General features: G+C 67.4%; 16 protein-coding genes and 1 riboswitch. Of the genes, 11 read left to right on the top strand and 5 right to left on the bottom strand.

All coding sequences use genetic code 11. The annotated features are described in order from the left end of the window. Window positions 1-111 precede the first annotated feature (111 nt). Window positions 112-2,961 (bottom strand): pitrilysin family protein, encoded by a 2,850-nt coding sequence (locus tag IAE58_RS14495; protein WP_199933840.1) that lies wholly within the window; start codon window positions 2,959-2,961, stop codon window positions 112-114. Between the two features lie 394 nt (window positions 2,962-3,355). Here IAE58_RS14495 and IAE58_RS14490 point away from each other — a divergent pair, with 394 nt between their 5' ends. Beyond that, a complete protein-coding gene (locus IAE58_RS14490) occupies window positions 3,356-3,832 on the top strand; it encodes a hypothetical protein (RefSeq protein ID WP_199933839.1) in 477 nt (158 codons plus the stop codon). Window positions 3,833-3,901: 69 nt separating this feature from the next. Next, entirely contained in the window at window positions 3,902-4,381 is a 480-nt protein-coding gene (locus IAE58_RS14485; RefSeq protein ID WP_199933838.1) for a tRNA (cytidine(34)-2'-O)-methyltransferase, read from the top strand. 107 nt (window positions 4,382-4,488) lie between these two features. On the opposite strand, the gene IAE58_RS14480 is transcribed toward IAE58_RS14485, so the two are convergent. Further along, window positions 4,489-5,652 carry an acyl-CoA dehydrogenase family protein gene (locus IAE58_RS14480; RefSeq protein ID WP_199933837.1) on the bottom strand — a complete coding sequence of 388 codons (1,164 nt, stop codon included), beginning with the start codon at window positions 5,650-5,652 and terminating at the stop codon, window positions 4,489-4,491. 315 nt (window positions 5,653-5,967) lie between these two features. Here IAE58_RS14480 and IAE58_RS14475 point away from each other — a divergent pair, with 315 nt between their 5' ends. After that, a complete protein-coding gene (locus IAE58_RS14475) occupies window positions 5,968-7,644 on the top strand; it encodes an electron transfer flavoprotein-ubiquinone oxidoreductase (protein ID WP_199933836.1) in 1,677 nt (558 codons plus the stop codon). Window positions 7,645-7,708: 64 nt separating this feature from the next. Next, window positions 7,709-8,107, top strand: a complete 399-nt coding sequence (locus tag IAE58_RS14470; RefSeq protein ID WP_199934332.1) for a c-type cytochrome — start codon at window positions 7,709-7,711, stop codon at window positions 8,105-8,107. Between the two features lie 11 nt (window positions 8,108-8,118). Here IAE58_RS14470 and IAE58_RS14465 read toward each other — a convergent pair whose 3' ends face one another. Further along, a complete protein-coding gene (locus tag IAE58_RS14465) occupies window positions 8,119-11,730 on the bottom strand; it encodes a transporter substrate-binding domain-containing protein (RefSeq protein ID WP_199934331.1) in 3,612 nt (1,203 codons plus the stop codon). A gap of 75 nt (window positions 11,731-11,805) precedes the next feature. Here IAE58_RS14465 and IAE58_RS14460 point away from each other — a divergent pair, with 75 nt between their 5' ends. From IAE58_RS14460 to IAE58_RS14445, 4 genes are all read left to right on the top strand, one after another. Then, window positions 11,806-12,444 carry a response regulator transcription factor gene (locus IAE58_RS14460; RefSeq protein ID WP_199934330.1) on the top strand — a complete coding sequence of 213 codons (639 nt, stop codon included), beginning with the start codon at window positions 11,806-11,808 and terminating at the stop codon, window positions 12,442-12,444. 200 nt (window positions 12,445-12,644) lie between these two features. Continuing rightward, window positions 12,645-13,586, top strand: coding sequence for a hypothetical protein (locus IAE58_RS14455; protein ID WP_233615003.1), 942 nt, complete (start codon window positions 12,645-12,647; stop codon window positions 13,584-13,586). Window positions 13,587-13,690: 104 nt separating this feature from the next. Next, entirely contained in the window at window positions 13,691-15,688 is a 1,998-nt protein-coding gene (locus IAE58_RS14450; RefSeq protein WP_199934329.1) for an XVIPCD domain-containing protein, read from the top strand. Window positions 15,689-15,966: 278 nt separating this feature from the next. Then, the gene (locus tag IAE58_RS14445) at window positions 15,967-16,329 is read left to right on the top strand and encodes a glycine zipper 2TM domain-containing protein (protein ID WP_199934328.1); all 363 of its coding nucleotides are present in this window, start codon (window positions 15,967-15,969) and stop codon (window positions 16,327-16,329) included. A 55-nt stretch (window positions 16,330-16,384) separates the two neighbouring features. Here the strand turns inward: IAE58_RS14445 and betT are convergent, their stop codons facing one another. Together betT and IAE58_RS14435 are read right to left on the bottom strand one after the other, a co-directional pair. After that, window positions 16,385-18,358, bottom strand: a complete 1,974-nt coding sequence (gene betT / locus IAE58_RS14440; protein ID WP_199934327.1) for a choline BCCT transporter BetT — start codon at window positions 18,356-18,358, stop codon at window positions 16,385-16,387. Window positions 18,359-18,420: 62 nt separating this feature from the next. Further along, on the bottom strand, window positions 18,421-19,521 hold the full coding sequence (locus IAE58_RS14435) for a hypothetical protein (protein ID WP_325166859.1): 1,101 nt from the start codon (window positions 19,519-19,521) through the stop codon (window positions 18,421-18,423). Between the two features lie 157 nt (window positions 19,522-19,678). Between IAE58_RS14435 and IAE58_RS14430 the strand changes: the two genes are divergently transcribed. The 3 genes from IAE58_RS14430 (at window position 19,679) to pnuC (ending at window position 23,905) form a co-directional block, all read left to right on the top strand. Beyond that, on the top strand, window positions 19,679-20,806 hold the full coding sequence (locus IAE58_RS14430) for a phosphotransferase (RefSeq protein WP_199934326.1): 1,128 nt from the start codon (window positions 19,679-19,681) through the stop codon (window positions 20,804-20,806). 168 nt (window positions 20,807-20,974) lie between these two features. Then, window positions 20,975-21,070, top strand: a riboswitch (TPP riboswitch). A gap of 73 nt (window positions 21,071-21,143) precedes the next feature. Beyond that, complete coding sequence (locus IAE58_RS14425; RefSeq protein ID WP_199934325.1) at window positions 21,144-23,324, top strand: TonB-dependent siderophore receptor; 2,181 nt, start codon at window positions 21,144-21,146, stop codon at window positions 23,322-23,324. An 8-nt stretch (window positions 23,325-23,332) separates the two neighbouring features. After that, a complete protein-coding gene (gene pnuC, locus IAE58_RS14420) occupies window positions 23,333-23,905 on the top strand; it encodes a nicotinamide riboside transporter PnuC (RefSeq protein WP_199934333.1) in 573 nt (190 codons plus the stop codon). Window positions 23,906-23,996 lie beyond the last annotated feature (91 nt).

The raw sequence follows: 23,996 nt of genomic DNA, 5'->3' as shown, positions 1-23,996 counted from the left end.
CCCCCCCCCCCCCCCCCCCCCCCCCCCCCCCCCCCCCCCCACCCCCCCCCCGGCCCCCCCCCCCCCCGCTACCACAGGAGGCCTGCCCGCCGGGGCGGGCAGGCACATCCCTTATTTCTTCACCGGGTTGCCGTCGGCATCGATCACGGTCACCTCGCCCAGGTTCAGCGCGCGCACCGCTGCTTCGGTCTGCTTCAGGTCACCCACCACCACCCAGGTCAGCGCCTGCGGCTTGATCTCGGCAGCTGCCTGCTGCACCTGCGCCGGGGTCATCGCTTCGATCTCCGCCTTGCGGCGCAGCACGTAGTCGTCGGGACGCTTGAACTGCACGATGTTGCCAATGGTCGAGGCCACGGCCGCGGCGGTTTCATACGCACCCGGCAGGCTCAGGGTCTGGATGTTGCGGATGCGGTTGACCTCGGCCTCGGTGGCCGGCTTGCTGCCATCGGCGAAGCCGGCGATCTCCTTGCGCATTTCCGCCAGCGCCGGGCCGGTCTTGTCGATCTGCACCGGCGCCATCGCCATCCACGGGCGCTGGCCCACGGTGTTGCTGGCCATGGTGCGGGCACCGTAGGACCAGTGCTTGTCCTCGCGCAGGTTCATGTTCAGGCGCGAGGTGAAGTCGCCACCGATCACGCCGTTGGCGATGTCGAAGCGGGTCGAGCCGGCATCGCTGGACGGCGGAACCACCTGGCCGGCGAACAGGTTGGCCTGCACCGCACCCGGCTGGTCGATCAGGAACACGCGCGGTGCGCTGGGCACGGCAACGGCGGTGGTAGCCTTGACCGTGGGCGCATCGCCGCTGGCCTTCCAGTCGCCCAGCTGCTTGTCCAGCAGCGGCACGATCTCGGCCAGGGTGGTGTCGCCCACCACGATCAGGGTGCCGTCCTGCGGGCGCAGCCAGTCGCGGTGGAAATCGACCAGGTCTTCGCGGCCCAGGCTGGCGATGCCCGCTTCGTCACCGCTGCCGGTGAACGGAATCGCATACGGGTGCCCCTTGCCGTACAGCAGCGGCGGCAGCACGCGCATGGCCACCGCATTGGGGTTGACCTTTTCCTGCTGGATGCCGGCGATCCACGAGGCCTTTACGCGGTCGATCTCGCCCTGCTCGAAGCGCGGTTCGCGCAGCAGGCTGGCATACAGCGCCAGCGACGGCACCAGGTTTTCCTTCAGTGCGGACAGTTCAACATCCACCGAATCCAGCCCGGCCGAGGCATCCAGGCTGGCGCCCAGCGCATCGGCGGCATCGGCGAAGGCCAGCGAACCCAGCTTGCCGGCGCCTTCGGTCATCAGGCTCATGGTGAAGTTGGCCGTGCCCGGCTTGCGCCCCTGGTCGGCGGTGAAGCCACCCGGGAACTGGTAGCTGAACTGCACCACCGGAATCTCGTGGCGCTCGGCCAGCACCACCTTGGTGCCGTTCTTCAGGGTGGCGCGCTGCAGGGCCGGGAACTTCAACTGCGGGAATTCGCGGGTCTGCGGCACGCCGGCCTTGCGGTCGACCTGCTCGGGCAGGGTGCTGTACTTGCTGTCCACGGCCGGCACGTTGAACGGCTTGGGCGTGGCCGAGGCTTCTTCCTTCAGTGCCACGCGCTCGCCCGGTTCCACCACCAGGGTGTGGCTGCCCTTGTCCAGCCACTGTGCCCCCAGGCGCTTCAGATCGGCGGCGGTAGCCTTGTCGATGTTGGCCAGCGAGGTGCGGAAGCAGCCCGGGTCGCCGGTGTAGACCGCGCATTCGGCCAGCGCGTCGGCCTTGCCGCCGAAGCCGCCAATGCGCTCGATGCCACGGATGAAGCCGGCGCGGAAGCCGGTCTTGGCGCGCGCCAGTTCATCGGCGGTCGGGCCGTCCTTCAGCAGGCGCTCGATTTCCTCGTCGATGATCTTCTCGATGCGGGCCGGATCCTGGCCCTTCTTCACCGTGGCCATCACCATGAAGTTGGACCCCAGCTGCGAGGCGTAGGCACCGGCGCTGATGTTGTCCACCAGCTTGTCCTGGTGCTGCAGGCGCTGGCTCAGGCGCGAGGACTTGGCACCGCCCAGCACTTCGGCCAGCAGCTGCAGCTGGTCGATGTCGGCCGTGCCGACCTGGGCCACGTTCCAGGCGCGGTAGATGCGCGCCTGCGGCACCTTGTCGGTCATCACTTCGCGGGTATCGGCATCGCGCTTGGCCACGTCCACCTTCGGCTGCGCCATGGTCGGGCCGGCCGGGATGCTGCCGAAGTAGCGCGCCACCTTTTCCTTGGCGGTGGCCAGGTCGATATCACCGGCCAGCACCAGCACCGCGTTGTTCGGGCCGTACCAGGTGCGGAACCAGGTCTTCACGTCATCCAGCGAGGCCGCGTTGAGGTCGTTCATCGACCCGATCACGCTGTGGTGGTACGGGTGGCCGGCCGGATACAGCGCGCGGTTCAGCTTTTCCCAGACCTGGCCATAGGGCTGGTTTTCGCCCTGGCGCTTCTCGTTCTGCACCACGCCACGCTGTTCGTCCAGCGCGGCCTGGTCGATCGCCCCCACCAGGTGGCCCATGCGGTCCGATTCCATCCACAGTGCCATGTCCAGCGCGGTGGTCGGCACGTTCTCAAAGTAGTTGGTGCGGTCGGTATTGGTGGTGCCGTTCTGGCCGGTGGCACCCACCTGCTTGAACGGTTCGAAGTATTCGCCGTCGTGGTTTTCGCTGCTCTGGAACATCAGGTGTTCGAACAGATGGGCGAAGCCGGTACGGCCGGCCGGCTCGTCCTTGCTGCCCACGTGGTACCAGACGTTCACCGCCACGATCGGCGCCTTGCGGTCGGTGTGCACGATCACGCGCAGGCCGTTGGGCAGGGTGAACTGCTCGAAGGGAATGTCCACCTTGGCCGGCGCGGCCGGCTTGGCCGCCAGGGCGGTGGTCGGCGCAAGCGTGCCGAGGGCGGTGCTGAGGGCAACGGCGAGCAGCGCGGTGCGCGGGCGCAGGGCGAAAGACATTTCCAGATCCTTGGTCACGTTGGTGAATGCCGATCCTAGCGTGTGTCCTGCCCGCCCGGTATCGGCCAGCAGTCACTGCCCTGAGGGCACCAGACCGCCCCGCCGTAGCGGTCACGTAAGCCGCGCCAGCGCGTCCGGACAGTGTCCACGGCCTGCCGAACGGACAGGTGTCCGCCCCGCGGACACTCCGAAGACCGCAAAAAACCCTTTGAAATCAACGCTTGAAAGTTGGCACGGCGATTGCTGTGTAGTTCCTGCGCCAGGAAGGGCTTCAGATCGAAACTGACTGAACGCTGAACAAATAGAGAAAATCGAAAATTTCTCTTGCATGCCCAGAATTGGTGTACTACCTTACTACCACACCACCGCTCAAAAACACTAAACAGGCCCCGTCATGAACGCCAAGACCATTGCCATCGCCATCGCCCTGATCGCCGGCACCGCGGTTGTTTCGTCGGTGCAGGCCTCCGAATCCATCACGACCCTGGACACCGTGCAGGTGCGCCCGGCCGCCGACCAGCTGGCCCAGCAGGCTTGGGAACAGGCCAGCGGCATCCCCACCCTGGCAGCAGTGCAGGTGCGCCCGAGTGCTGACCAGCTGGCCGAACGCAACGGCTACGTGGCTGCCCCGGTCGCCGCTGCAATGCCGATCACCACCCTGGCCGCCGTCGAAGTGCGCCCCAGCCTGGAACAGCGGGTCGCCCTGGCCGCCGAACAGGAAGCACAGCGCTACGCCGCCACCCTGGCTGCCGCTGCCACCTCGGTGGCCAACCAGGTGATCACCAACCTGCCGACCCTGCAGGTTCGCCCCAGCGCCGCCGATCTGCAGGCCCTGGCCAGCGAAACCGCCCAGGTGCTGCTGCGCCCGTAACCGGTGCCGCCCTGCCCCGCGCAGGGCGTGCGCCGTAAAGGCGGCAGTGGTGGCAGGTACACTGCACCGATGAATGCCGCGCCCCAGTTCCACGTGATCCTGTTCCAACCGGAAATCCCGCCCAACACGGGCAATGTGATCCGGCTCTGCGCCAACACCGGCGCGCAGCTGCACCTGGTCGAACCGCTCGGGTTCGCACTGGAAGACAAGCAGCTCAAGCGCGCCGGGCTGGACTACCACGAGTATTCGCGCCTGCAGGTGCACCCCGACCTGGACACCGCGCTGGCGCGCATCGCGCCGAAACGGTTGTTCGCACTCAGTACCCGGGCCAGCGTGCGCTACGACAGCGTGGCTTTTGAAGACGGCGATGCGTTCCTGTTCGGCCCCGAAAGCCGTGGCCTGCCGCAGGATGTGCTCGACGCCCTGCCCGACGGCCAGCGCCTGCGCCTGCCGATGCAGCCGGGCAACCGCAGCCTCAACCTGTCCAACACCGTGGCCGTACTGATGTACGAAGCCTGGCGCCAGCGCGGGTTTGCCGGCGGCGCGTGACGCGCGCACGACCGCGGTGCCCACTGCGTGCCAACCAAGGTTGGCACCTACCTGTACCGCTTTCTGGTGGACCTACCCGGTAGATCCACGCCATGCGTGGATGACGGTCAGAACGCGTTGATACCCGTCAGCTCGCGGCCAATCACCAGCTGGTGCACGGTTTCGGTGCCTTCATAGGTAATCACCGATTCCAGGTTCAACGCATGGCGGATCGCCACGTGTTCGGTGGTGATGCCGGCCCCACCCAGCAGGTCGCGACACTCGCGGGCGATGTCGATGGCCATGCGGCAGTTGTTCCACTTGGCCAGGCTGACCTGCTGCGGCTGCAGCTGGCCAGCTTCCTTCAGGCGGCCCAGCTGCAGGGCCAGCAGCTGCGCGGTGGTGATGCGGCGGGCCATTTCGGCCAGCTTGATCTGCGCGCTCTGGGTGGCGGCCAACGGTCGGCCAAACAGCACCCGTTCCTTGGCATAGCCCAGCGCTTCATCCAGACAGGCAATGGCCGAACCGATCGGGCCCCAGCTGATGCCGAAGCGGGCCTGGGTCAGGCAGCCCAGCGGACCCTTCAGCCCCTTCACGTTGGGCAGGCGGTGGCTGTCGGGCACGCGCACATCATCGAAGAACAGGGCACCGGTGAGCGAGGCGCGCAGGCTCATCTTGTGTTTGATTTCCTGGCTGGTGAAACCGGCCATGCCCTTTTCCAGCACGAAGCCCTGGATACCGTCTTCGGTCTGCGCCCAGACAATGGCCAGGTCCGCCACCGGGCCGCTGGTGATCCACATCTTGCTGCCGCTGATGCGCCAGTCGCTGCCGTCGCGTACCGCGCGGGTCTTCATCGCGGCCGGGTCCGAACCGCCATGCGCTTCGGTCAGGCCGAAGCAGCCGATCAGCTGGCCACGGGCCATCGCCGGCAGCCACTGCCGCCGCTGTTCCTCGCTGCCGTAGGCGTAGATGGGGTACATGCACAGCGAGCTCTGCACGGAAACAAAACTGCGCAGGCCCGAGTCGCCGCGTTCCAGTTCCTGGCAGATCAGCCCGTAACTGACCGCGCCCAGGTCGCCACCGCCATATTCAGACGGCAGGGTCGCACCGAGCAGGCCCAGGGCCGCCACTTCCGGCACCAGCTCCTCGGGGAAGCGGGCCTGGTCGAAGGCATCGCCGATGATCGGCAGCACGCGCTCGTTGGTGAAGCGGGCCACGCTGTCCTGCACCGCGCGCTCTTCCTCTCTGAGCAGGGAACGGACATCGAACAGATCGTACGGATGCAAAGCCATGGCACTCACGCGCAGTCAGGACCGGGCCATTGTCGGTCATCGGCAAGCATCGCGTCTGGTAGCTGTGGGCCTTGGTCCACGCGGAAGCGGGGCCGGGCGATGAAACACTGTGCCAACCGGGGTAGGCACTTGCCCGGCCACGCGCATTACGCTGCACCGCAGCAATCATGACGTGAACATCGGCGATCTAGCTCGATCACGCGCGGCCCGGTACCCTGACACATTCAAACAAGCGTTTCGCACGTGGCAGCACGCGCGATTCCCAGGCACCGCCGGTGGCCCCGATGCCGGCACTACCCACGAGTCATGCATTCGATGAGCGCTGAAGCCAACGCCCTGCCCCCGCGTGAAGTAATGGAATTCGACGTGGTGATCGTCGGCGCCGGTCCTGCCGGCCTGGCCACCGCCATCCGCCTGCGCCAGCGCGCGATCGAAGCCGGCCGTGAACTGTCGGTGTGCGTGCTGGAAAAGGGCTCCGAGCCCGGCGCGCATGTACTGTCCGGCGCGGTCATGGACCCGCGGGCACTGACCGAACTGTTCCCGGACTGGGCCGAGCGCGGCGCGCCGCTGAAGCAGAAGGTCACCCGCGATGAATTCCTGTTCCTCAGCGAGACCGGTTCGCGCAGCACGCCCAACGCGCTGCTGCCCGAATGCTTCCACAACGAAGGCAACTACATCATCAGCTTGGGCGAAGTGACCCGCTGGCTGGCACAGCAGGCCGAGGCGCTGGAAGTGGCGATCTTCCCCGGCTTCGCCGCTGCCGAAGTGCTGTACGGCGACAACGGTGAAGTGATCGGCGTGGCCACCGGCGACATGGGCATCGAAAAGGACGGCAGCATCGGTCCGGCCTTCGAACGCGGCATGGCCCTGCATGCCAAGTACACGATCTTCGGCGAAGGCGCGCGCGGCCACCTCGGCCGCCAGCTGATCGCCCGTTACAAGCTGGATGAAGGCAAGGACCCGCAGGCCTACGGCATCGGCATCAAGGAGCTGTGGCAGATCGACCCGGCCAAGCATGAGCCGGGCCTGGTGGTGCACGCCGCCGGCTGGCCGCTGGACAACGACACCTATGGCGGCGCCTTCCTGTACCACGCCGACGGCGGCAAGGTGGCGGTGGGCTACGTGGTGGGCCTGGACTACAAGAACCCGTGGCTGAGCCCGTTCGAAGAGTTCCAGCGCTTCAAGACCCACCCGCAGATCCGCAAGCACCTGGAAGGCGGCACCCGCGTCGGCTACGGCGCGCGCGCCATCACCGCCGGTGGCCTGATGTCACTGCCGAAGACGGTGTTCCCCGGCGGCGCGCTGGTCGGCTGCGAGGCCGGCTACCTCAACGTCAGCCGCATCAAGGGCAGCCACGCGGCCATCAAGACCGGCATGCTGTGCGCCGACGCCGCCTTCGATGCGCTGGTGGCCGACCGCCAGCACGACGAACTGACCGCCTACCCGCAGGCGTTCGAAGCCAGCTGGCTGTTCACCGAACTGCAGCAGGCCAAGAACTTCAAGCAGTGGTTCAAGAAGGGCCAGACCGTGGCCACCCTGATGACCGGCGTGGAACAGTGGCTGCTGCCCAAGCTGGGCGTGCGCAACCCGCCGTGGACCCTGCGCCACAGCACCCCGGACCACGCCTGCCTGGAACCGGCGTCCAAGCACACCCGCATTGCTTATCCCAAGCCCGATGGCGTGCTGACGTTCGACCGCCTCAGCTCGGTGTTCCTGAGCAGCACCAACCACGACGAAAACCAGCCCAGCCACCTGACGCTGAAGGACGCCAGCATTCCGGTGAAGGTGAACCTGGCCGAATACGCCGGCCCGGAAGCGCGCTACTGCCCGGCCGGTGTGTACGAGTTCGTTGGCGAAGCCGACAATGCGCGACTGCAGATCAACGCGCAGAACTGCGTGCACTGCAAGACCTGCGACATCAAGGACCCGACCCAGAACATCGTCTGGGTGACCCCGCAGGGCGGTGGCGGCCCCAACTACTCGGGCATGTAAGGCCCCGGGCTGCGACGGCGTGTCGCAGCCCGCGTCCACGCAGGGGCCGGTATGCTGCCGGCCCATGCGCGCGCTCGTTCTACCTGTTGCATTCGCCGTGGCCCTGGCGGCCACCGGCTGCCAGCGCCCACCCGCCGCACCGGCCAGCCCCGAACAGGCGCGCCAGCAGGCGATGCAGCGCGCGTTTGAACTGTGCGCCGGCTGCCACACGGTGAAGGCCGGCGGCATCCATCGCTTCGGTCCCAACCTGCACGGGGTGCTTGGCCGACGTGCCGGCAGCCTGCCCGACTACGGCTATTCCGACGCCATGCGCCGCGCCGATTTCGTGTGGAGCGCGCAGACCCTGGACACCTTCCTGCAGTCACCCAGCCACATGGTGCCCGGCACGCGCATGTACAACGCGTTCCCCAGCCCGGAACGGCGCGCCCTGGTGATCGCCTACCTGCAGGAGCATGCCCAGTAGGTGCACTGCGTTCACTGAGCCAGCCGCTGCAGCTGCTGTTGCAGCAGGGCCATGAACTCGCTCACCTGCTGCAGCAACGGCCCCATGGCCGCCTCGTCGCCCTGCTGCAGTTGCTCTTCCAGGGCGCCGGCGCGCGCGGCCAGGCCCTGCGCGCCCACCGCGCCCAGCGCACCGGTCATGCGGTGCAGGTGCTGCACCAGCTGGGCGCGGTCGCCGTCGCGCAGCGCGGCGTGCAGATCGGCCATGTCGCTAGTCGTGGCGGCCAGCAGGCTGTCGCGCAACTGGGTGGCCACCTGCAGCGAACCGAAGCGCTGCTGCAGCGCCGCCAGATCCGGCAGCGCCAGCGTTGCATCCACCACCTCACCCGGCGCATGGGTGGCGGCGGCCAGCTCGGCCACATCCAGCCCGGCCGCCTGTGGCAGCCAGCGCAGCAAGGCCTGGCGCAGCGTGGCCAGCGACAACGGCTTGGCCAGCACATCGTCCATGCCCGCCTCGCGGCAGCGCCGTGCGTCGTCGTCCAGCACGCTGGCGGTCAGCGCCAGCACCGGCAGCCGCGGCTGGCCGTTGCGGCTTTCACGCTCGCGCAGCAGGCGGGCGAAGGCGAAGCCATCCATCACCGGCATGCGGCAGTCGGTGATCACCAGATCGAACGGTTCCTTCGCCAGCCGATCCAGAGCCTGCCGCCCATCGTCGACCAGCACATGCGGCACGCCCAGCTGCTGCAGGCGCCAGGCCATCATCGCCTGGTTGGTCGGGTGGTCTTCCACCACCAGCACGCGTGCCGCCCGCAACGCCGGCGGCAGCAGCGAGGTCTGTTCCTGCTCGGCCAGCAGCGCGGCCACGTCTTCGGCGCGCGCCTCCACCAGCGCCACCTCCACGTCCACCCGTGTGCCTTCGCCCAGCACGCTGTGCAGGATCAGCTCACCGCCCATCTTGTGTACCAGGCGCCGGCAGATGCTCAACCCCAGCCCGGTGCCGCCATGCTCGCGCTGGATGTAGGCGCCGGCCTGGGTGAAGGGCGCGAACAGGTGCGGAATCTGATCTTCGGCAATGCCGATGCCGGTGTCGGACACGGTCAGTCGCAGCGGCTGGCTGCCATCCTCGGCGGTGGCACCCAGCACATCCACCTGCAGGCGCACATGGCCCTCGTTGGTGAACTTGATCGCGTTGCTGAGCAGGTTGAAGACGATCTGCCGCAGGCGCACGCCATCGACCTCATGTGCCTGGGCCAGGCGCGGGTCGATCTCCACCTGCAGCTCCAGGCCCCGTGCCGTGGCCTGCGGCGAAAGCAACCGGCACACGCTGTCCAGCAGCGGGCGCAGCGGCATCGGCACCGGCGCCAGGCGCAGCGCGCCCGCTTCCATGCGCGAGTAATCCAGGATGTCGTCCAGGATCTGCCGCAGCATCTGCGCCGAATCCTCGATCACCGTGATGATGCGCTGCTGCTCCTGGTCCAGCGGCGAATGGGACAGCACTTCCAGCATGCCCAGCACGCCGCTCATGGGCGTGCGGATCTCATGGCTCATGGTGGCCAGGAAGCGCGACTTGGCGTCGGCCGCCTGCTCGGCTTCCACCTTGGCCGCGGCCAGCGCATCGGCCTGCGCGCGCGCCTCGCTCACATCCACCCAGTAGCCGCTCCAGGTCACCGCACCGGCCTCGGCGGCATACGGATGGGCCTGGCTGCGTACCCAGCGCTGACTGTCATCGTCGGTCAGCACGCGGAATTCGAACGACAGTGCAGCGAAGTGACGCGCGGCCTGCGCGGTGGCCTGCAGGATCGCGGCGCGATCATCCGGCGCGATACGGCCCAGCAACGCTCCGGTTTCATCCATCGCCTGCTGCCGCGAAATGCCGAACAGCGCCTGCACGTCGCCGGCAATGAACGGGAAGGTGAGCGTGCCGTCGGCCGCGCGGCGGGCCTGGTAGACGATTGCCGGCAGGTTGTCGGTCACCTCGGCCAGGCGCTGCTCCACGTGGCGGCGCCCGGCCATTTCACGGCGCAGGCGCCAGTGGCCCAGGCCATGCACGGTGGCCGCGGTCAGCAGCACCAGCAGCAGCGGAATGATCCAGCGCAGCAGCCCGCCCCAGTGCACGCCCTGACGGTATTCCACGGCCAGCCAGTCGCCACGCAGCGATTCGCGTTCGCGCGGGGTCATCTGCAGCAGCAGGCGGTCGAAGGTCGTGGCCAGGGCGGCATGGCGGTGGTTCACCGCCAGCGCCAGCTGGTCGTTGAAACCTGCCGGTGCGGCAATCTGCAGGCGACCGGGGAAACGGTCGCGCAGCATGTGGTCGACCAGCGCCAGGTTGCCCACGTACGCATCGGCATCACCGTCCAGCAGCCGCTGCAGCGCCTGTTCGGCACTGCGCGCGGGAATGATGCGGGCCTGCGGCGCCTGCTGCAGCACATAGCCACGCACGCGTTCTGGGTCGGACAGCAGCACGCGCTTGCCCTGCAGGTCGGCCAGCCCCAGCAGCACCGGGCTGCCCTGCGCGGTCACGATCACGTTGGGCACGCTGATGAAGGGCTGGCTGAACACCCAGTCGGGCCCCAGGTACTGCGAATCCACCGGAATGCCCATCACCGCCTGCACATCGCCGCGCTTGGCCTTGGCCCGCACCTCGAACCAGTCGTGGCTGGGTTCGATCTGCAGGTTGGCGCCGGCCTTTACCAGCAGGCGCAGGTATTCGGCGGCCAGGCCCGTGGGCTGGCCGCCCGCGTCGGCGAAGGACAGCGGCGGCGCATTGGGCGGGAAGCCGATCTTCAGCGGCTCCTGCAGCACGCGCTTTTCGGCCTGGCTGAGGGCCAGCTGGGCCGATGCCGACCACTGCAGCGGCGGCAACCAGCGCTGCACCAGCGCCTCCTGCTGCGACGCGCTGCTGGCCGCCATCGCCAGGTCCAGCGCTTCGGCCAGCGGCTGCTTGCCGTTGGGCACTCCGAAGTGCAGCCGCTCGGGTGGTAGATCGCTGGGCCGCAGCAGCACCACACCCTGCAGTTTTTCCTGGGCGATCAGTTCGGTAGCGACATAGGCATTGCCGATGAATACGTCGGCTTTGTCGTCTCTGACCATTTCCAACGCGGCTTGCGTGTTGTTTGCGACAAGCTGTCGGGCACGCGGGAAGCGGGCACGCACCTGCGGCGCGGTCATGAAATCCTGCTCGATCACCACCCGCAGCCCGTCCAGATCCGGCGCCTCGGACGCGCGCAGGTCACCCGGTCGGCCCACCATCGCCAGCGGCGCTTCGGCATAGGCGCGGGTGTAGACCATGCAACGGGTGCGCTCGGCGCTCAGGGCGATGTTCATCACCACATCGATCTCGCCACGGCACGCCGCATCCAGCACCGCGTTCCAGTCCGGGTAGCGACGGAACTCCAGCGTGCTGCCCAGTTGACGGGTCAGAAGCGACAGGTAATCTGGCCCCAGCCCGACCGGCCGGTCATCCTGCAGGAACTCGTAGGGCGGCCAGCCACTGTCATACTGGCCGACAACCACCACCGGATGCGCAGCCAGGAACTGGCGCTGCAACGGGGTGAGCGGCAAAGGTCCGGGCTCGGCCCGGGCCAGCAGCGACAGGCCCAGCAAGCCCAGCAACAGGACCCATCCACGAACAGCGCCGTTCCGCATCTGCGACGATCTCCCTTGAACCCGCCGGGTACCGCGCTGCTCGCGGCCGGCACTGCCCGAAGGCCATACTAGAGCATGACCTTGCGCATCATCATCGCAGACGATCACCCCGTGGTCCGCATCGGAACCCGCGCGGTCATCGAATCCAGCGGCGTGGGCCGGGTGGTTGGCGAAGCCGACAATGCCCAGGCCCTGATCGCACTGCTGGCCAGCCAGCCCTGCGACCTGCTGGTCACCGACTATTCCATGCCCGGCAGCGCCCAGGCCGATGGCTTCGCGATGATCGGCATGATCCGCCGCCGCTACCCCGATCTGCCGGTGCTGCTGCTCAGCGTGTCCAACAACCTGGCCATCCTGCGCATGGTGCTGGACAGCGGCGTGCTCGGCCTGGTGGACAAGAGCTCTTCCATGGAAGAGCTGCCGCAGGCGATCCAGGCGGTCTACCGCGGCCAGTGCTACATCAGCCGCAGCCTGCGCGAGCGTGTGGAAGAGGCCGGCAGCTGGCGCATGCGCGAAGGCGACGGCAAGCCGCTGTCGCCGCGCGAAGTGGAAGTGCTGCGCCTGCTCGGCACCGGCATGACCGTGAAGGAGATCTCGCTGCAGCTGCACAAGAGCGTCAGCACTATCAGCCGGCAGAAAGGCGATGCCATGCTGAAGCTGGGGCTGAAGGGCGATGCCGAGCTGTTCGACTACCTGCGCGACGGCAAAATCTGAGAACTGTTTCACGATTTCACGGTGACCGCCCCGTGCTGACACTGTGATCGACGCCACAGCTGTGCCATGATCCGCGCCGATGGGCTCTCCCATGCGAGGTCGAAGGAATCGACCGGCCCATCACCACGCTGCCCGACTGCGGGCGGCGCGCATTCTGCGTTGGCCATCCGGCCCGACGCCCGCACACCATGGAGAGGCGCATGACCCATTCCCCCCGTTACGTCCCGGCTGCCGCCCGCCCGCGATTGCGCATGGCGTTGGCTGGCCTGGCCGTTTCGCTGCTGTCCAGCGCCTGCACTCCCTCGACCTCGACCGCGTCACCCCAGGGCGCCGCCGCGCCACGACAGGAAGTTGCCCCCATGCAGAACTCCGCCACCGCCGCTGCGACCCCCGCCGCGGTTGCCACCCCGCCCGATGCCGGCAGCGTGCTGTACTTCATCTACCAGGTGGATGGCGACGGCGCCGTCTCCTACGAAGTGGCCAATGGCGCCGTAGCGACCTTCTGGTTCGGCCACAGCTACGAAGTGGCCGGCACCCGTTACTACACCGGCTTTGCCTGGAACACCCCGCAGAAGTTCGGCAAGCCCGGCGAAGACGACGTGGGCCCGGAAAGCCGCGTCACCCTGTCCGAAGCCACCTTCACCCTGAGCGGTGACAAGCCCGACCGCCCCTGGGTGTTGAAGGGCGTGGAGCCGTGGATCGGTGCGATCGGCGCCTATGGCACCGCCCCGGACGTGGACGGCAAGCGCAAGCCGGTCGAACACCGCACCGCCGCCGGCAAGCTGGTGCTGGCCGTGCCCACCCGCAGCTTCAGCAACGGCACCAGCGTGGAAGGCTACGAGATCCTGGTGTTCAACCCGGACTACGAGAATTCAGAAGATGGCCAGGTCTGGGCCAGTGCCGGCACGGTGAACACCGGCGAAGACAATTCGGCCGCCTGCGACGACGGCGCGGTGATGCCGTGCATCAGCAACCAGGGCACGCTCAGCTTCAGCGCCGTGCCAGGCAGCGACCTGCCGGCCATCACCGTGGCCGCCACCGGCACCACCATCGATGCACCGGGGCAGACCCGTGCACTGGGCGCCAGCGATGCGCGCCGCTATCACTACGACGCCGCCCGCAAGGCCTACGTCGCGCAGTAACCCTTACACGCAGTACCTGTTGACCGACATGTTGATGACTCACGGATGAGTCCGGTTGGCGTAACGCGGCACAGGCCGCTCCATCAACCCCAGAGGAAAACGTCATGGCACAACGTGACTACAGCAGACAGGAAGTTCTCGACATCATCGAACAGGTGGCCCAGCGCAAGGGCATTCCCAGCGAAGACTTCCTGCGCTTTGCCCATATCGAGACCGGCGGCCAGTTCGACGAGCGCGCGCACAACAGCCGCACCGACGCCAAGGGGCTGTTCCAGTTCCTGCCGTCCTCGGCGCGCCAGTACGGCCTGAGTGGCCACGAGTACGACCCGACCCGCAACACCGAAGCGGCCGCGGACATGTTCCAGCGCAACCTGGCCGACATGGAAAAGCGCCACGCGCGCACCGGCCACCCGTACCTGTCCGGCGAAGCATCGCCCACCGGCCTGGACCTGTACCTGGCCCACCAGCAGGGTGCGGCCGGTTACGGCTCCATCCAGACCGCCATCGCCACCGGCACCTTCGGCGTGGTGCGTGATGGCCATGGCGAACCGATCAACATGCGCCCGCGCATCATGGGCCAGATCGGCAGCGACATCGAAGCGCTGACCGGCCACACCCGTGCGGAAATGCGCACGATGAACGACAAGGACCTGGCCAGCACCTTCGCCCAGTACTACGACCGCAAGTACGACGGCATCAGCATTCCGGAAAAGAACATCGCCGCCATCAGCGCCGATGCGCCGGCGCGCAGCGCACCGGTGCAGGCCGCCGCGGGCCCGACCCAGACCGTGCCGGCGCCCACCGCCGCCACCGTATCGGCTGCAGCGGCGGCCAACCAGGACAAGCCGGGCATCGCCCTGACCGCCGCCTACGATGCCGGCGTGAAGTACGACGATGTGAAGTACGCGATCAACATCGCTTCCAGCCAGTACTACCGTGGCAACGGCATCACCGGCAAGAACGTGGACCAGGGCTACGTGGACTGCTCCGGCTGGGTCGGCACGATGCTGAACAAGACGCAGGACGAGATCAACCAGAAGGCCGGCCACGCCGTCTATGGCGATGCCGACAAGATCAAGCTGGGCTTCGCCGGTTCCGGCGGCATCGTGCAGCAGGCCTACAAGGATTCGGGCGTGCTGCTGCAGCGCGACGACATCCTGAAGCCGGGCGCGCTGCAGGAAGGCATGGTGATCGGCCTGGACACGGCCAAGACCAAGCATGAGCACTGGAACGGCATCGACCACATCGTGATGGTGGTGCGCGACCCCAACACCGACAAGCTGCTGATCAGCCAGTCCACCGGAAAGCTGGGCGTGCACACCATGCCGGTGGAGGACTACCTGAAGCAGGTGGAAAACCACCCGAACTGGAAGCTGTTCGCCTCCGACCCGCTGCACAAGGCGCGCGACCTGCTGGAAAACCGCAGCCAGACCCAGCAGCACGAACAGGGCAAGGAAGCACCCGCACAGGCCACCGCCAGCGCGCCGCGCAGCGAGATCCACCGCAATGGCGACCACAGCAAAGGCGTGCGCAAGGCGCAGGAACAGCTGGGCCACCTGGGCTACGTGGGCGCCGACGGCAAGCCGCTGTTCGAGGATGGCAAGTTCGGCCGCAACACCGAAGCGGCCGTGCGTGAGTTCCAGAAGGACAACGGCCTGGCCGTGGATGGCATCATCGGCCCGAAGACGCTCGATGCCATCAACGATGCGCGCGAACGTCCGCTGCTGAACGACGAACGCCACCCGCGCAACCCGATGTACAACCAGGCCGTGCACGGTCTGGAGCAGTTGCCGCCGGGTACGTTCAAGGACCGCCACGCACTGGAAGCCACCGCCGCCACGCTCACCCGCGACGCCCATGCCGCCGGTCTGCAGCGCATCGATTCGGTGGTGCCCAGCATGAACGGTGAGCGTCTGTTTGCGGTGCAGGGCGCGATGGGCGACCCGGCCGCCGTGCGCGCATCGGTCGATGCCAAGGCCGCCAGCGAACAGAGCGTGGCCCTGAGCAGCGGCGCGGTGCAGGGTGCACCGAACGTGCTGCAGCAGCAGGACGATCAGCAGCAGGAACAGGTGCGCCAGAACCAGCGCGCGATGGGGCACTGAGGCCGCTGTTGCCGGCTTCGGGTCAGAGCCCTTTCCTGCGGAAAGGGATCTGACCCTGGGGTCGGATCCCGTTCGCCGGACGGGCTCCGACACGCGGTTCAGCTTTCTGCTTTCAGGCGGGCTTCATGGCGCATGACGCTAGATGAATGCGCACGCCGACCGGGTGGCCCACGCAATGTTCCGGCAATGTCCGAAGCCCAGCGTGGTACCTGCGGCAGCCGCGGCGCCCTGGCGCCTTCCCTGCCCCGCGTGGCATGCCCCCAACTGGAGACCCGAACATGATCAATACGTCCTCACTCAGCTTCCGCAGCCTCGGCCTCGCCCTGGCGCTGCTGGCCGGCTTGGCCGTGGTCGGTGATGCCAGCGCCCTGTCACGCAAGGACAAGCGCACCGTGGTCGGTGCCGTGGTGGGCGGCGTGGCCGGTCACCTGATTTCCAACGGCGACCCGACCGCCACCGTGGGCGGCGCCGTGGCCGGTGGTGCCATCGGCAACCTGACCACCAAGGATCGCCACGACGATCGTCGCTACGACCGCCGTTATGACCGTCGCTACGGGCATGACCGCGGCCACGACCGCCGTTACTACCGCCACGATGATCGCCGCTACCGCCACGACCGCGGTCGCCACCGCGGCTGGTAAGTACACCTGGCAACACCCGGAACGCCGGCCGCAGTAACGGCCGGCGTTCTGCTGTTCAGCGCACGTGGTCCAGGAACTGCCGGTGGCGGGCGTACTGATCCAGCACATCGTGGATCAGCTGCACGCGCGTCCAGCCCATCACGTCATAGTCCTGCCCGCCCTCGCGCAGGTAGACCTCGGCGCGAAAGTAGCGCCCGGCCTTCGGGGCGCGGCGCGGGTCCTGCAGGGTGAAGCTGGGCGGCTCGTACGGCTGCGGCCGCACCGAATAGAAGAAGTCCATTTCCTGGCCATGGCCGACCTGCAGCCAGGCGCGGCCATCCTCGCCCAGGGTCACCTCGACCTCCAGATCCTGCCGCCGCAGTTCACCGGCAACGTCCTGCAGGGCCGGCATCACCTGCTGGTCGATGAAGCGCAGCACCTCGGCCTGCACCGGGTTGTGCGCCAGCAGCCGCAGGCGCGCGCGCCAGTCATCACTGGTGCCGGGCAGGATGCGTGCGTCGCGGATGATCGAGCGCTTGGTGGCATCCAGGCGCATCGCCTTCAGCAGGCCCCAGCACATCAGGATCATCACCAGGGTGAAGGGGAACGCGCTGGCGATCGTGGCCGCCTGCAGTGATTCCAGGCCACCGGCAAACAACAGCGCCACCGCCAGCGCGCCCACCAGCAACGCCCAGAAGATGCGCTGCCACAGCGGTGATTCTTCCTCACCCTTGGACGTGAGCATGTCGATCACCAATGCTCCCGAATCGGCCGAGGTGACAAAGAACAACGCCACCAGCAGCACCGCCAGGCACGAGGTCGCCATCGTCCACGGCAGGTGGCGCAGGAATTCGAACAGCGCCATGGAGCTGTCGCTGGAAACGGTCTGCACCAGTTCCTGTACCCCTTCGGCGCGCACCATGAACAAGGCGGTGTTGCCGTAGATGGTCATCCACAGGAAGGTGAAGCCCAGCGGCACCAGCAGCACGCCCACCACGAATTCGCGCACGGTGCGGCCACGCGAGATGCGCGCGATGAACATGCCCACGAACGGCGACCAGGCGATCCACCAGCCCCAATAGAACAGCGTCCAGCCGCCCAGCCAGCCGGTGGGCTCATAGGCGTACAGATTGAAGGTCATCGAGAACAGCTGCGACACGTACATGCCGGTGTTCTGCACCAGCACCTGCAACAGGTGCACGGTGGGCCCGCAGACCAGCACGAAGGCCAGCAGTGCCGCTGCCAGAATCATGTTCAATTCCGACAACCTGCGCACGCCGCTGTCCAGGCCGGCCACTACCGATCCGGTGGCCACCAGGGTGATGACGGCGATCAGCACCACCTGTACCAGCGTGCTCACTTCCAGCCCGAACAGGTAATTGAGGCCCGAGTTGATCTGCATCACGCCCAGCCCCAGCGAGGTAGCCAGGCCGAAGATGGTGCCCAGCGCAGCGAAGGTATCCACGGTGTGGCCGATCGGCCCGTGGATGCGTTCACCGATGAGCGGGTACAGCGCCGAGCGCACGCGCAGCGGCAGGTTGTGGCGGAAGCCGAAGTACGCCAGCGCCAGCGCCACCACCGCGTAGATTGCCCAGGCATGCACGCCCCAGTGGAAGAAGGTGATGCGCATGGCCTGGCGTGCCGCCGCAGCCGATTCCGGCGTGCCGGTGGGCGGGGTGGCATAGTGCATGATCGGCTCGGCCACGCCGAAGAACATCAGGCCAATGCCCATGCCGGCGGCAAACAACATCGCGAACCACGAGGCATAGCTGTAGTCGGGGCGGCTGTGGTCCGGGCCCAGCTTGATGCGGCCATAGCCGCTGACGGCCACGCCCACCACGAACACCAGGAAGCCGGCGACGGCCAGGATGGTGAACCAGCCGGCATCGTTGGCGGTCCAGGTCTTGGCGGCGGTGAACCAGTGCGTGGCCAGTTCCGGCGCGAAGATGGCCAGGGCCAACAGGGCGATGACGATCGCCGCGGTGGGAATGAATACCTGCGGCAGGATGCGCTGCCTGACGGGGGTGGGGTGCGGAGCGGAGCTCGGCATGTCGTCCTCCGTGAACGGAATTGCGTGGAAGGAATACGCGGCGGACCGCGATGAAGGGCGTCCTAGAAGTAGAAACCGATATTGAGGTTCAGGCGTGAGTGCCAGCGTGAGGGCCCTTGCGGGTCCAGGCCGATGCCATCGCCGCCGGCGAACCACATGTTCTTTCCGGCGATCCAGTCGATGTAGGTCAGCATCATGCCCTTGCCCAGGCTGCAGCCGGTGACGTTCTGCCACGAGTCGCGCATGCCGGGCTGGCGTTGCAGCGGGCGGGTCATGCTCAGGTTGTTGTAGCAGGTGATGTCATCCAGCCAACGCCGTTCGCCAAACGAGTAGGCCACATTGACGCTGGGCACATCGGCCTTGCGCGCGATCTGGAACGGTGCCTGGAAAGCCGACAACGCGATCGTCGCGCCCGGCACACCGTAGTGGTAGCGCGCCCATTGCAGCTGCGTGGTCCAGCCATCGCGCGCCCATTGCGCATGCACGGCCATGCCGTGGTGATCATGATGGCGGTGCGTTTCCACGTTCTGCACCGAACCGCTGAACGCCGACGCACCCAACAGCAGGGTTCCGCCGTGCCAGTCACGGTCATGCTCGTAGCGCAGGTTTACCCGGTCGCGCTCGCGATAGGGCAGCTCCGGCGTGCGTGCCACATCGAACGAATAGCGGTCGTAGCGCGCCGCGTCCCCGTACTCGTCGCCGGCAAACCAGCCGACATGCCACAGGTGGTGGCCACTACGATGCTGCAGCACCAGGCCGGGATCGTAGTCATCCTCGATGCCCAGGTAGTAGCCCGAGCCGAACCAGAAACTCTGCGACACCGTGGGCAGCAGGCCGAACGGCACCTGCTGGATACCCGCACGCAGATCGGTGTCTTCGTTGAACTGCCAGCCTGCATAGGCATGATGGACCGCATCGAAGCCGTCATACCAGCGGTACTGCGCCGAGAAGAACAACGGCCCGGCACCGGCATCGATGTCGGCTCGCAGCAGTTCCAGCTGCAGGCCGCTGGTGGGGCCGTAGTCCAGCCACCCATAGTTGAAGCGGACGGCGCCGCCTGCGTCGAACCACGGTTCCGCACTGGGATCGTGGGGCTGTGCCAGCGCCTGACCGGTCGATGCGCACGCCAGTGCGCCAAGAAAAATAGAGAAAAAACATCGCACGATTGCGTCCCGGTGCCTCCCTGTTTCCAGAATGTAAGCCTTCCAGTCTAACCAGCACGGGTATGCGCCCTCTTCACCGGGCCAGCGCAGGAATGCGGCACGGGCGGTACCATGAGCGCGCTGTGCTGCTGCCCATCCGATCTGCGAACGCGCCACCATGACCGACACTTCCCACCGCGTGCAGGGCCTGAACAACGACGAGGTCGCGGCCGACTGGCCAGCAATTTCCGCGAATGACCTGGCTTGGTTGGTGCAGCGCTACCCGCAGCTGGGCAACACCGCGACGCTGCAATGGCACAGCCCGCGCCCGCTCTCGGCTGCGGCGATCGCGCGCGGCGAACACGGCGCCGTTTTCATCAAGCGCCACCACCACAGCGTGCGCAGTGCCGCCGTGCTGCAGGAAGAACACGCCTTCATTGCCCATCTGGCGGCACGCGACGTACCGGTGGTGCAGGTGCTTGCTGCAGACAACGGGCAGACCGCGCTGGAGCAGGGCCCTTGGACTTACGAACTGCACGCGGTGGGCGCTGGCGTGGACCTCTATCGCGATGCACCTTCGTGGTCCCTGCTGACCGACATCGCACAGGCGCAGGAAGCCGGCCGCATGCTGGCCCGGCTGCACCGTGCCGCAGCCGATTACCACGCGCCACAGCGCGATACCCACATCCTGGTGGCACGCGACGATCTGATCCGCGCACACGATGCCATCGCGGCGCTGCAGGCCAGCCTGCCTGATCGCCCCGGCCTGGCCCGCTACCTGGCGCGCATTCCCTGGCAGGCGCAGCTGCGCGAGCACGTGCTGCCCTGGCATGCCGGCCTGGCCGAGAAGCTGCAGCACGAACCGCGGCTGTGGGCGCACAACGACTGGCACGTCTCCAACCTGCTGTGGGCCCGCGACGGGCAGATCGCCACCGTGCTGGATTTCGGTCTGGCTTCGCCCACCAGTGCACTGTTCGACCTGGCCACGGCCATCGAGCGCAATGCGGTGGCCTGGCTGGAGCTGCAGCGTGGCGCCGACGCGGTACGCCGCGATATCGCCCTGGCCCTGCTGGCCGGCTACCGGCAGGTGCTGCCGTTGTCGGCTGAACGGGTACACCTGCTGGCCGACCTGCTGCCGATGGTGCATTTCGACTTCGCACTGTCCGAAGTGGAGTACTTCGAAGGCATCACCGGCTCCACCGCCAATGCCGACGTGGCCTGGCAGCCGTTCATGCTGGGCCACCCGGCCTGGTTCCACACAGAGGCCGGCCAGGGCCTGCTGCAGGCGTTGCACGCGGCGGCATAGCGGCCTACAAGCCTGGGGTCAGAGCCCTTTCCTGCGAAAAGGGATCTGACCCTTCCTCGCGAGCCCGGGGGTCGGATCCCTTTCCACGGGAAAGGGCTCTGACCCCCAGCCCCGGCCCCGCTGCCCGTGCCCGGGCTCGCAAATCCGTACGGTTTGTAGTGAAATGGTCACCTGAAGCGGGGGTGCCTGGATCTGCCAGGCTGAGAGAGTCCCTTGGAACCTGATCCGGTTTGCACCGGCGTAGGGAGCTTTGAGCAGCTGTCGCACCCCCCGTTCCCTGGGCCGGTGCGTCCGTGCGCCGTCGCTTCGTCTCCCTTGCTGTCAGAAGACGAACCGAATGAACCGCTGCCTGCGCCCCACCCTGCTCGCCCTGGCCCTGTGTGCCGCCCTGCCGCTGCATGCCAGCGAGGCCGCCACCGCTGCCGCCGACACCTCCGATCGTTCGCCCACCGATCTGGCCGCCGTGCGCGTGCAGGCCGGCAAGCCGGCCTCTGCCAGTTCGCGCGCCAATGCCTTCGGCGGTGGCAGCTGGAAAGACACCCCGGCATCGGTGAATGTGCTCGACCGCAGCTACCTGGAACAGCGCCAGGTGCGTTCGCTGTCCGAACTGGCCAGCAATGATGCCTCGCTGGGCGATGCCTATGCCCCGGTGGGTTACTACCAGAACGTGGCCATTCGCGGCTTCGCGCTGGATGCCGCCACCGGCTACCGCTTCAACGGCCTGTCGATGGCCGGCGAACAGCGGCTGGCGCTGGAGAACGTGGAATCGGTGGAAATCCTGAAGGGTGAAGCCGGCCTGGCTGCCGGGGTGATGGCCCCGGGCGGCATCATCAACTACGTGGGCAAGCGCCCGGCCGAAGTGCGCACGGTCACCCTGGGCACCGATTCGGAAGGCTCGCGCTACGCCGCCGTGGACGTGGGCCACTGGCTGACCCCGCGCTTCGGCGTGCGCTTCAACGCCGCCTGGGATGCCAGCGATTCGTATATCGAACACCTCGATGGCCGCCGCAACTTCTATTCGCTGGCCGCCGACTGGCTGATCGGCGAACGCGGCAAGCTGGAAGTGGATGCCAACTACCAGACCAGTTCGCAGCGCTCGGCATCGGGCTACCAGCTGCTGGGTGCCAGCGAACTGCCGCGCGGCGTGGACCGCGACCACCTGCTGGGCTACCAGCCGTGGCAGATGCCGGTGGGCATTGCCAGCACCAACATCACCGTGCAGCACACCTACGATTTCAGCAGCAGCTGGCAGTCGCGCGTGGCGCTGGGCCACAGCCGCACGGTGATCGATGACAACGTGGCCTTCGCCTACGGCTGCTACTACGCCGCGCAGTGCGCCGACGGCAGCGTGCCGGGCAACTACTTCGCGCCCAATGGCGATTACGATGTCTACGATTACCGCAGCCCCGACGACACCCGCCGCAACCAGCAGGCACGCGCCGAGCTGCGCGGGCGCTTCACTACCGGCAGCGTGGGCCATGAGCTGACCCTGGGCGGCGAGACCTACCGCCGCACCGTGGACCGCCGCCCCAGCGTGAACGAGTACGTGGGCACCACCAACTACCACGACGGCCAGGTGCCGGTGTTCGATCCGTCGCCGCTGCAGCCGGGCCCGTCCGCGCGGCGCCTGGACAGCCGCCAGAACGCCTTCTTCGCGCTGGACCGGCTCAGCTTCGGTGACGACTGGCAGTGGCTGGCCGGTGGCCGCTACGTGCGCCTGGACGAGCGCGCCTACGACAAGCGCGGCAACCCGCAGCGGCACAGCCGCCTGTCGCGCTTCCTGCCGCAGACCGCCCTGGTGTGGAAGGCCACCGACCAGCTGAATGCCTACGCCAGCTACGTGCGTGGCATTTCGCTGGGGCAGGAAGCGCCGTTCTGGACCAGCAACGCCGACACCTTCCTGCCGGCGGTGGAATCGCGCCAGCTGGAAGCGGGCGTGAAGTACGCGCCGAACGAGGCACTGAGCGTGGGCGCGGCGGTGTTCCGCATCAGCCAGCCCTATCAGTACGCCAAGCCGGACGACAGCGATGCGGGCTTCACCTTCGTGCAGGAAGGCCAGCAGACCCACACCGGCCTGGAGCTGACCGCCAACGGCCAGCTGACCGATGCACTGCAGGTGGTGGCCAGCGCCAGCGTGCTGCGCGCACGCGCACGCGATGCCGGTACGCCGGCCTATGAAGGCCACCAGCTGGTGAACGTGCCGAAGGTGCGCGCCAGCGTGCATCTGGCCTACGCGCTTCCGTTCATGCAGGGCCTGCAGGTGACCGGGGGCTGGCGCTACGCATCGGCCAACGTGGCGCGTGCCGATGGCGCGGTGCGTGCGCCGGACTATTCGGTGTTCGATGCCGGCCTGCGCTTCCAGCACCGTCTGCACGAACGTGCGGTCACCTGGAACCTGTCGGTGGACAACGTGTTCAACCGCTTCTACTGGCGTGACACCGGCAGCAGCGCCGGTGACTACTACCTGTTCCCCGGTGCGCCGCGGCAGGCGCGCCTGTCGGTGACGTTCGCGCTGTGAACGGGCCCCTGCTCGAGTGGACCGCCGCGCTGTGCAGCGTGCTGGGCGTCTGGCTGATGGCCCGGCGCCGGCTGTCGGCATGGCCGGTGGGGCTGCTGTCGGTGGCGCTGTACGGGCTGGTGTTCGCCGAAGCCAAGCTGTATTCGGACACTCTGCTGCAGGTGATCTTCGGCGGTTTCCTGGTTTACGGCTGGTTGAACTGGCGCCAGCACGCCGCCGATGAAGGCAGCATCCGCATCGTGCCGTTGGCGCGGGGCAAGCTGCTGCGCGACCTGACCATTGGCGTGTGCGGCGGCGTGGCACTGGGTGCGGTCATGCACAGCTTCACCGATGCCGCACTGCCGTGGCTGGATGCCCTGCTGACCGGACTCAGCCTGGTCGGCCAGTGGTGGCAGGCACGCCGGCATGTGGCGTGCTGGTGGGTGTGGATCGGCGTGGACGTGGTGTACGTGGGCACGTACCTGTTCAAGTCGCTGCACGTGACCGCCACGCTGTACGTGTTCTTCCTGGGCCTGGCTGTGTTCGGCCTGCGCGCGTGGCAGGCCGCCGCGCGCGCACCGCAGGTCGCCTCGGCCCCGTAGAGTCGAGCTTGCTCGACTGCCCAAGTGCGCCGGGCCGCGCGGCTTCATCCACGCATGGCGTGGATCTTATCTCTTGCCGATCTGGCACCTT

Source organism: Stenotrophomonas sp. S49 (assembly GCF_016624905.1).
GTDB lineage: Bacteria > Pseudomonadota > Gammaproteobacteria > Xanthomonadales > Xanthomonadaceae > Stenotrophomonas.
This window is presented reverse-complemented; position numbering and strand designations above follow the sequence as displayed.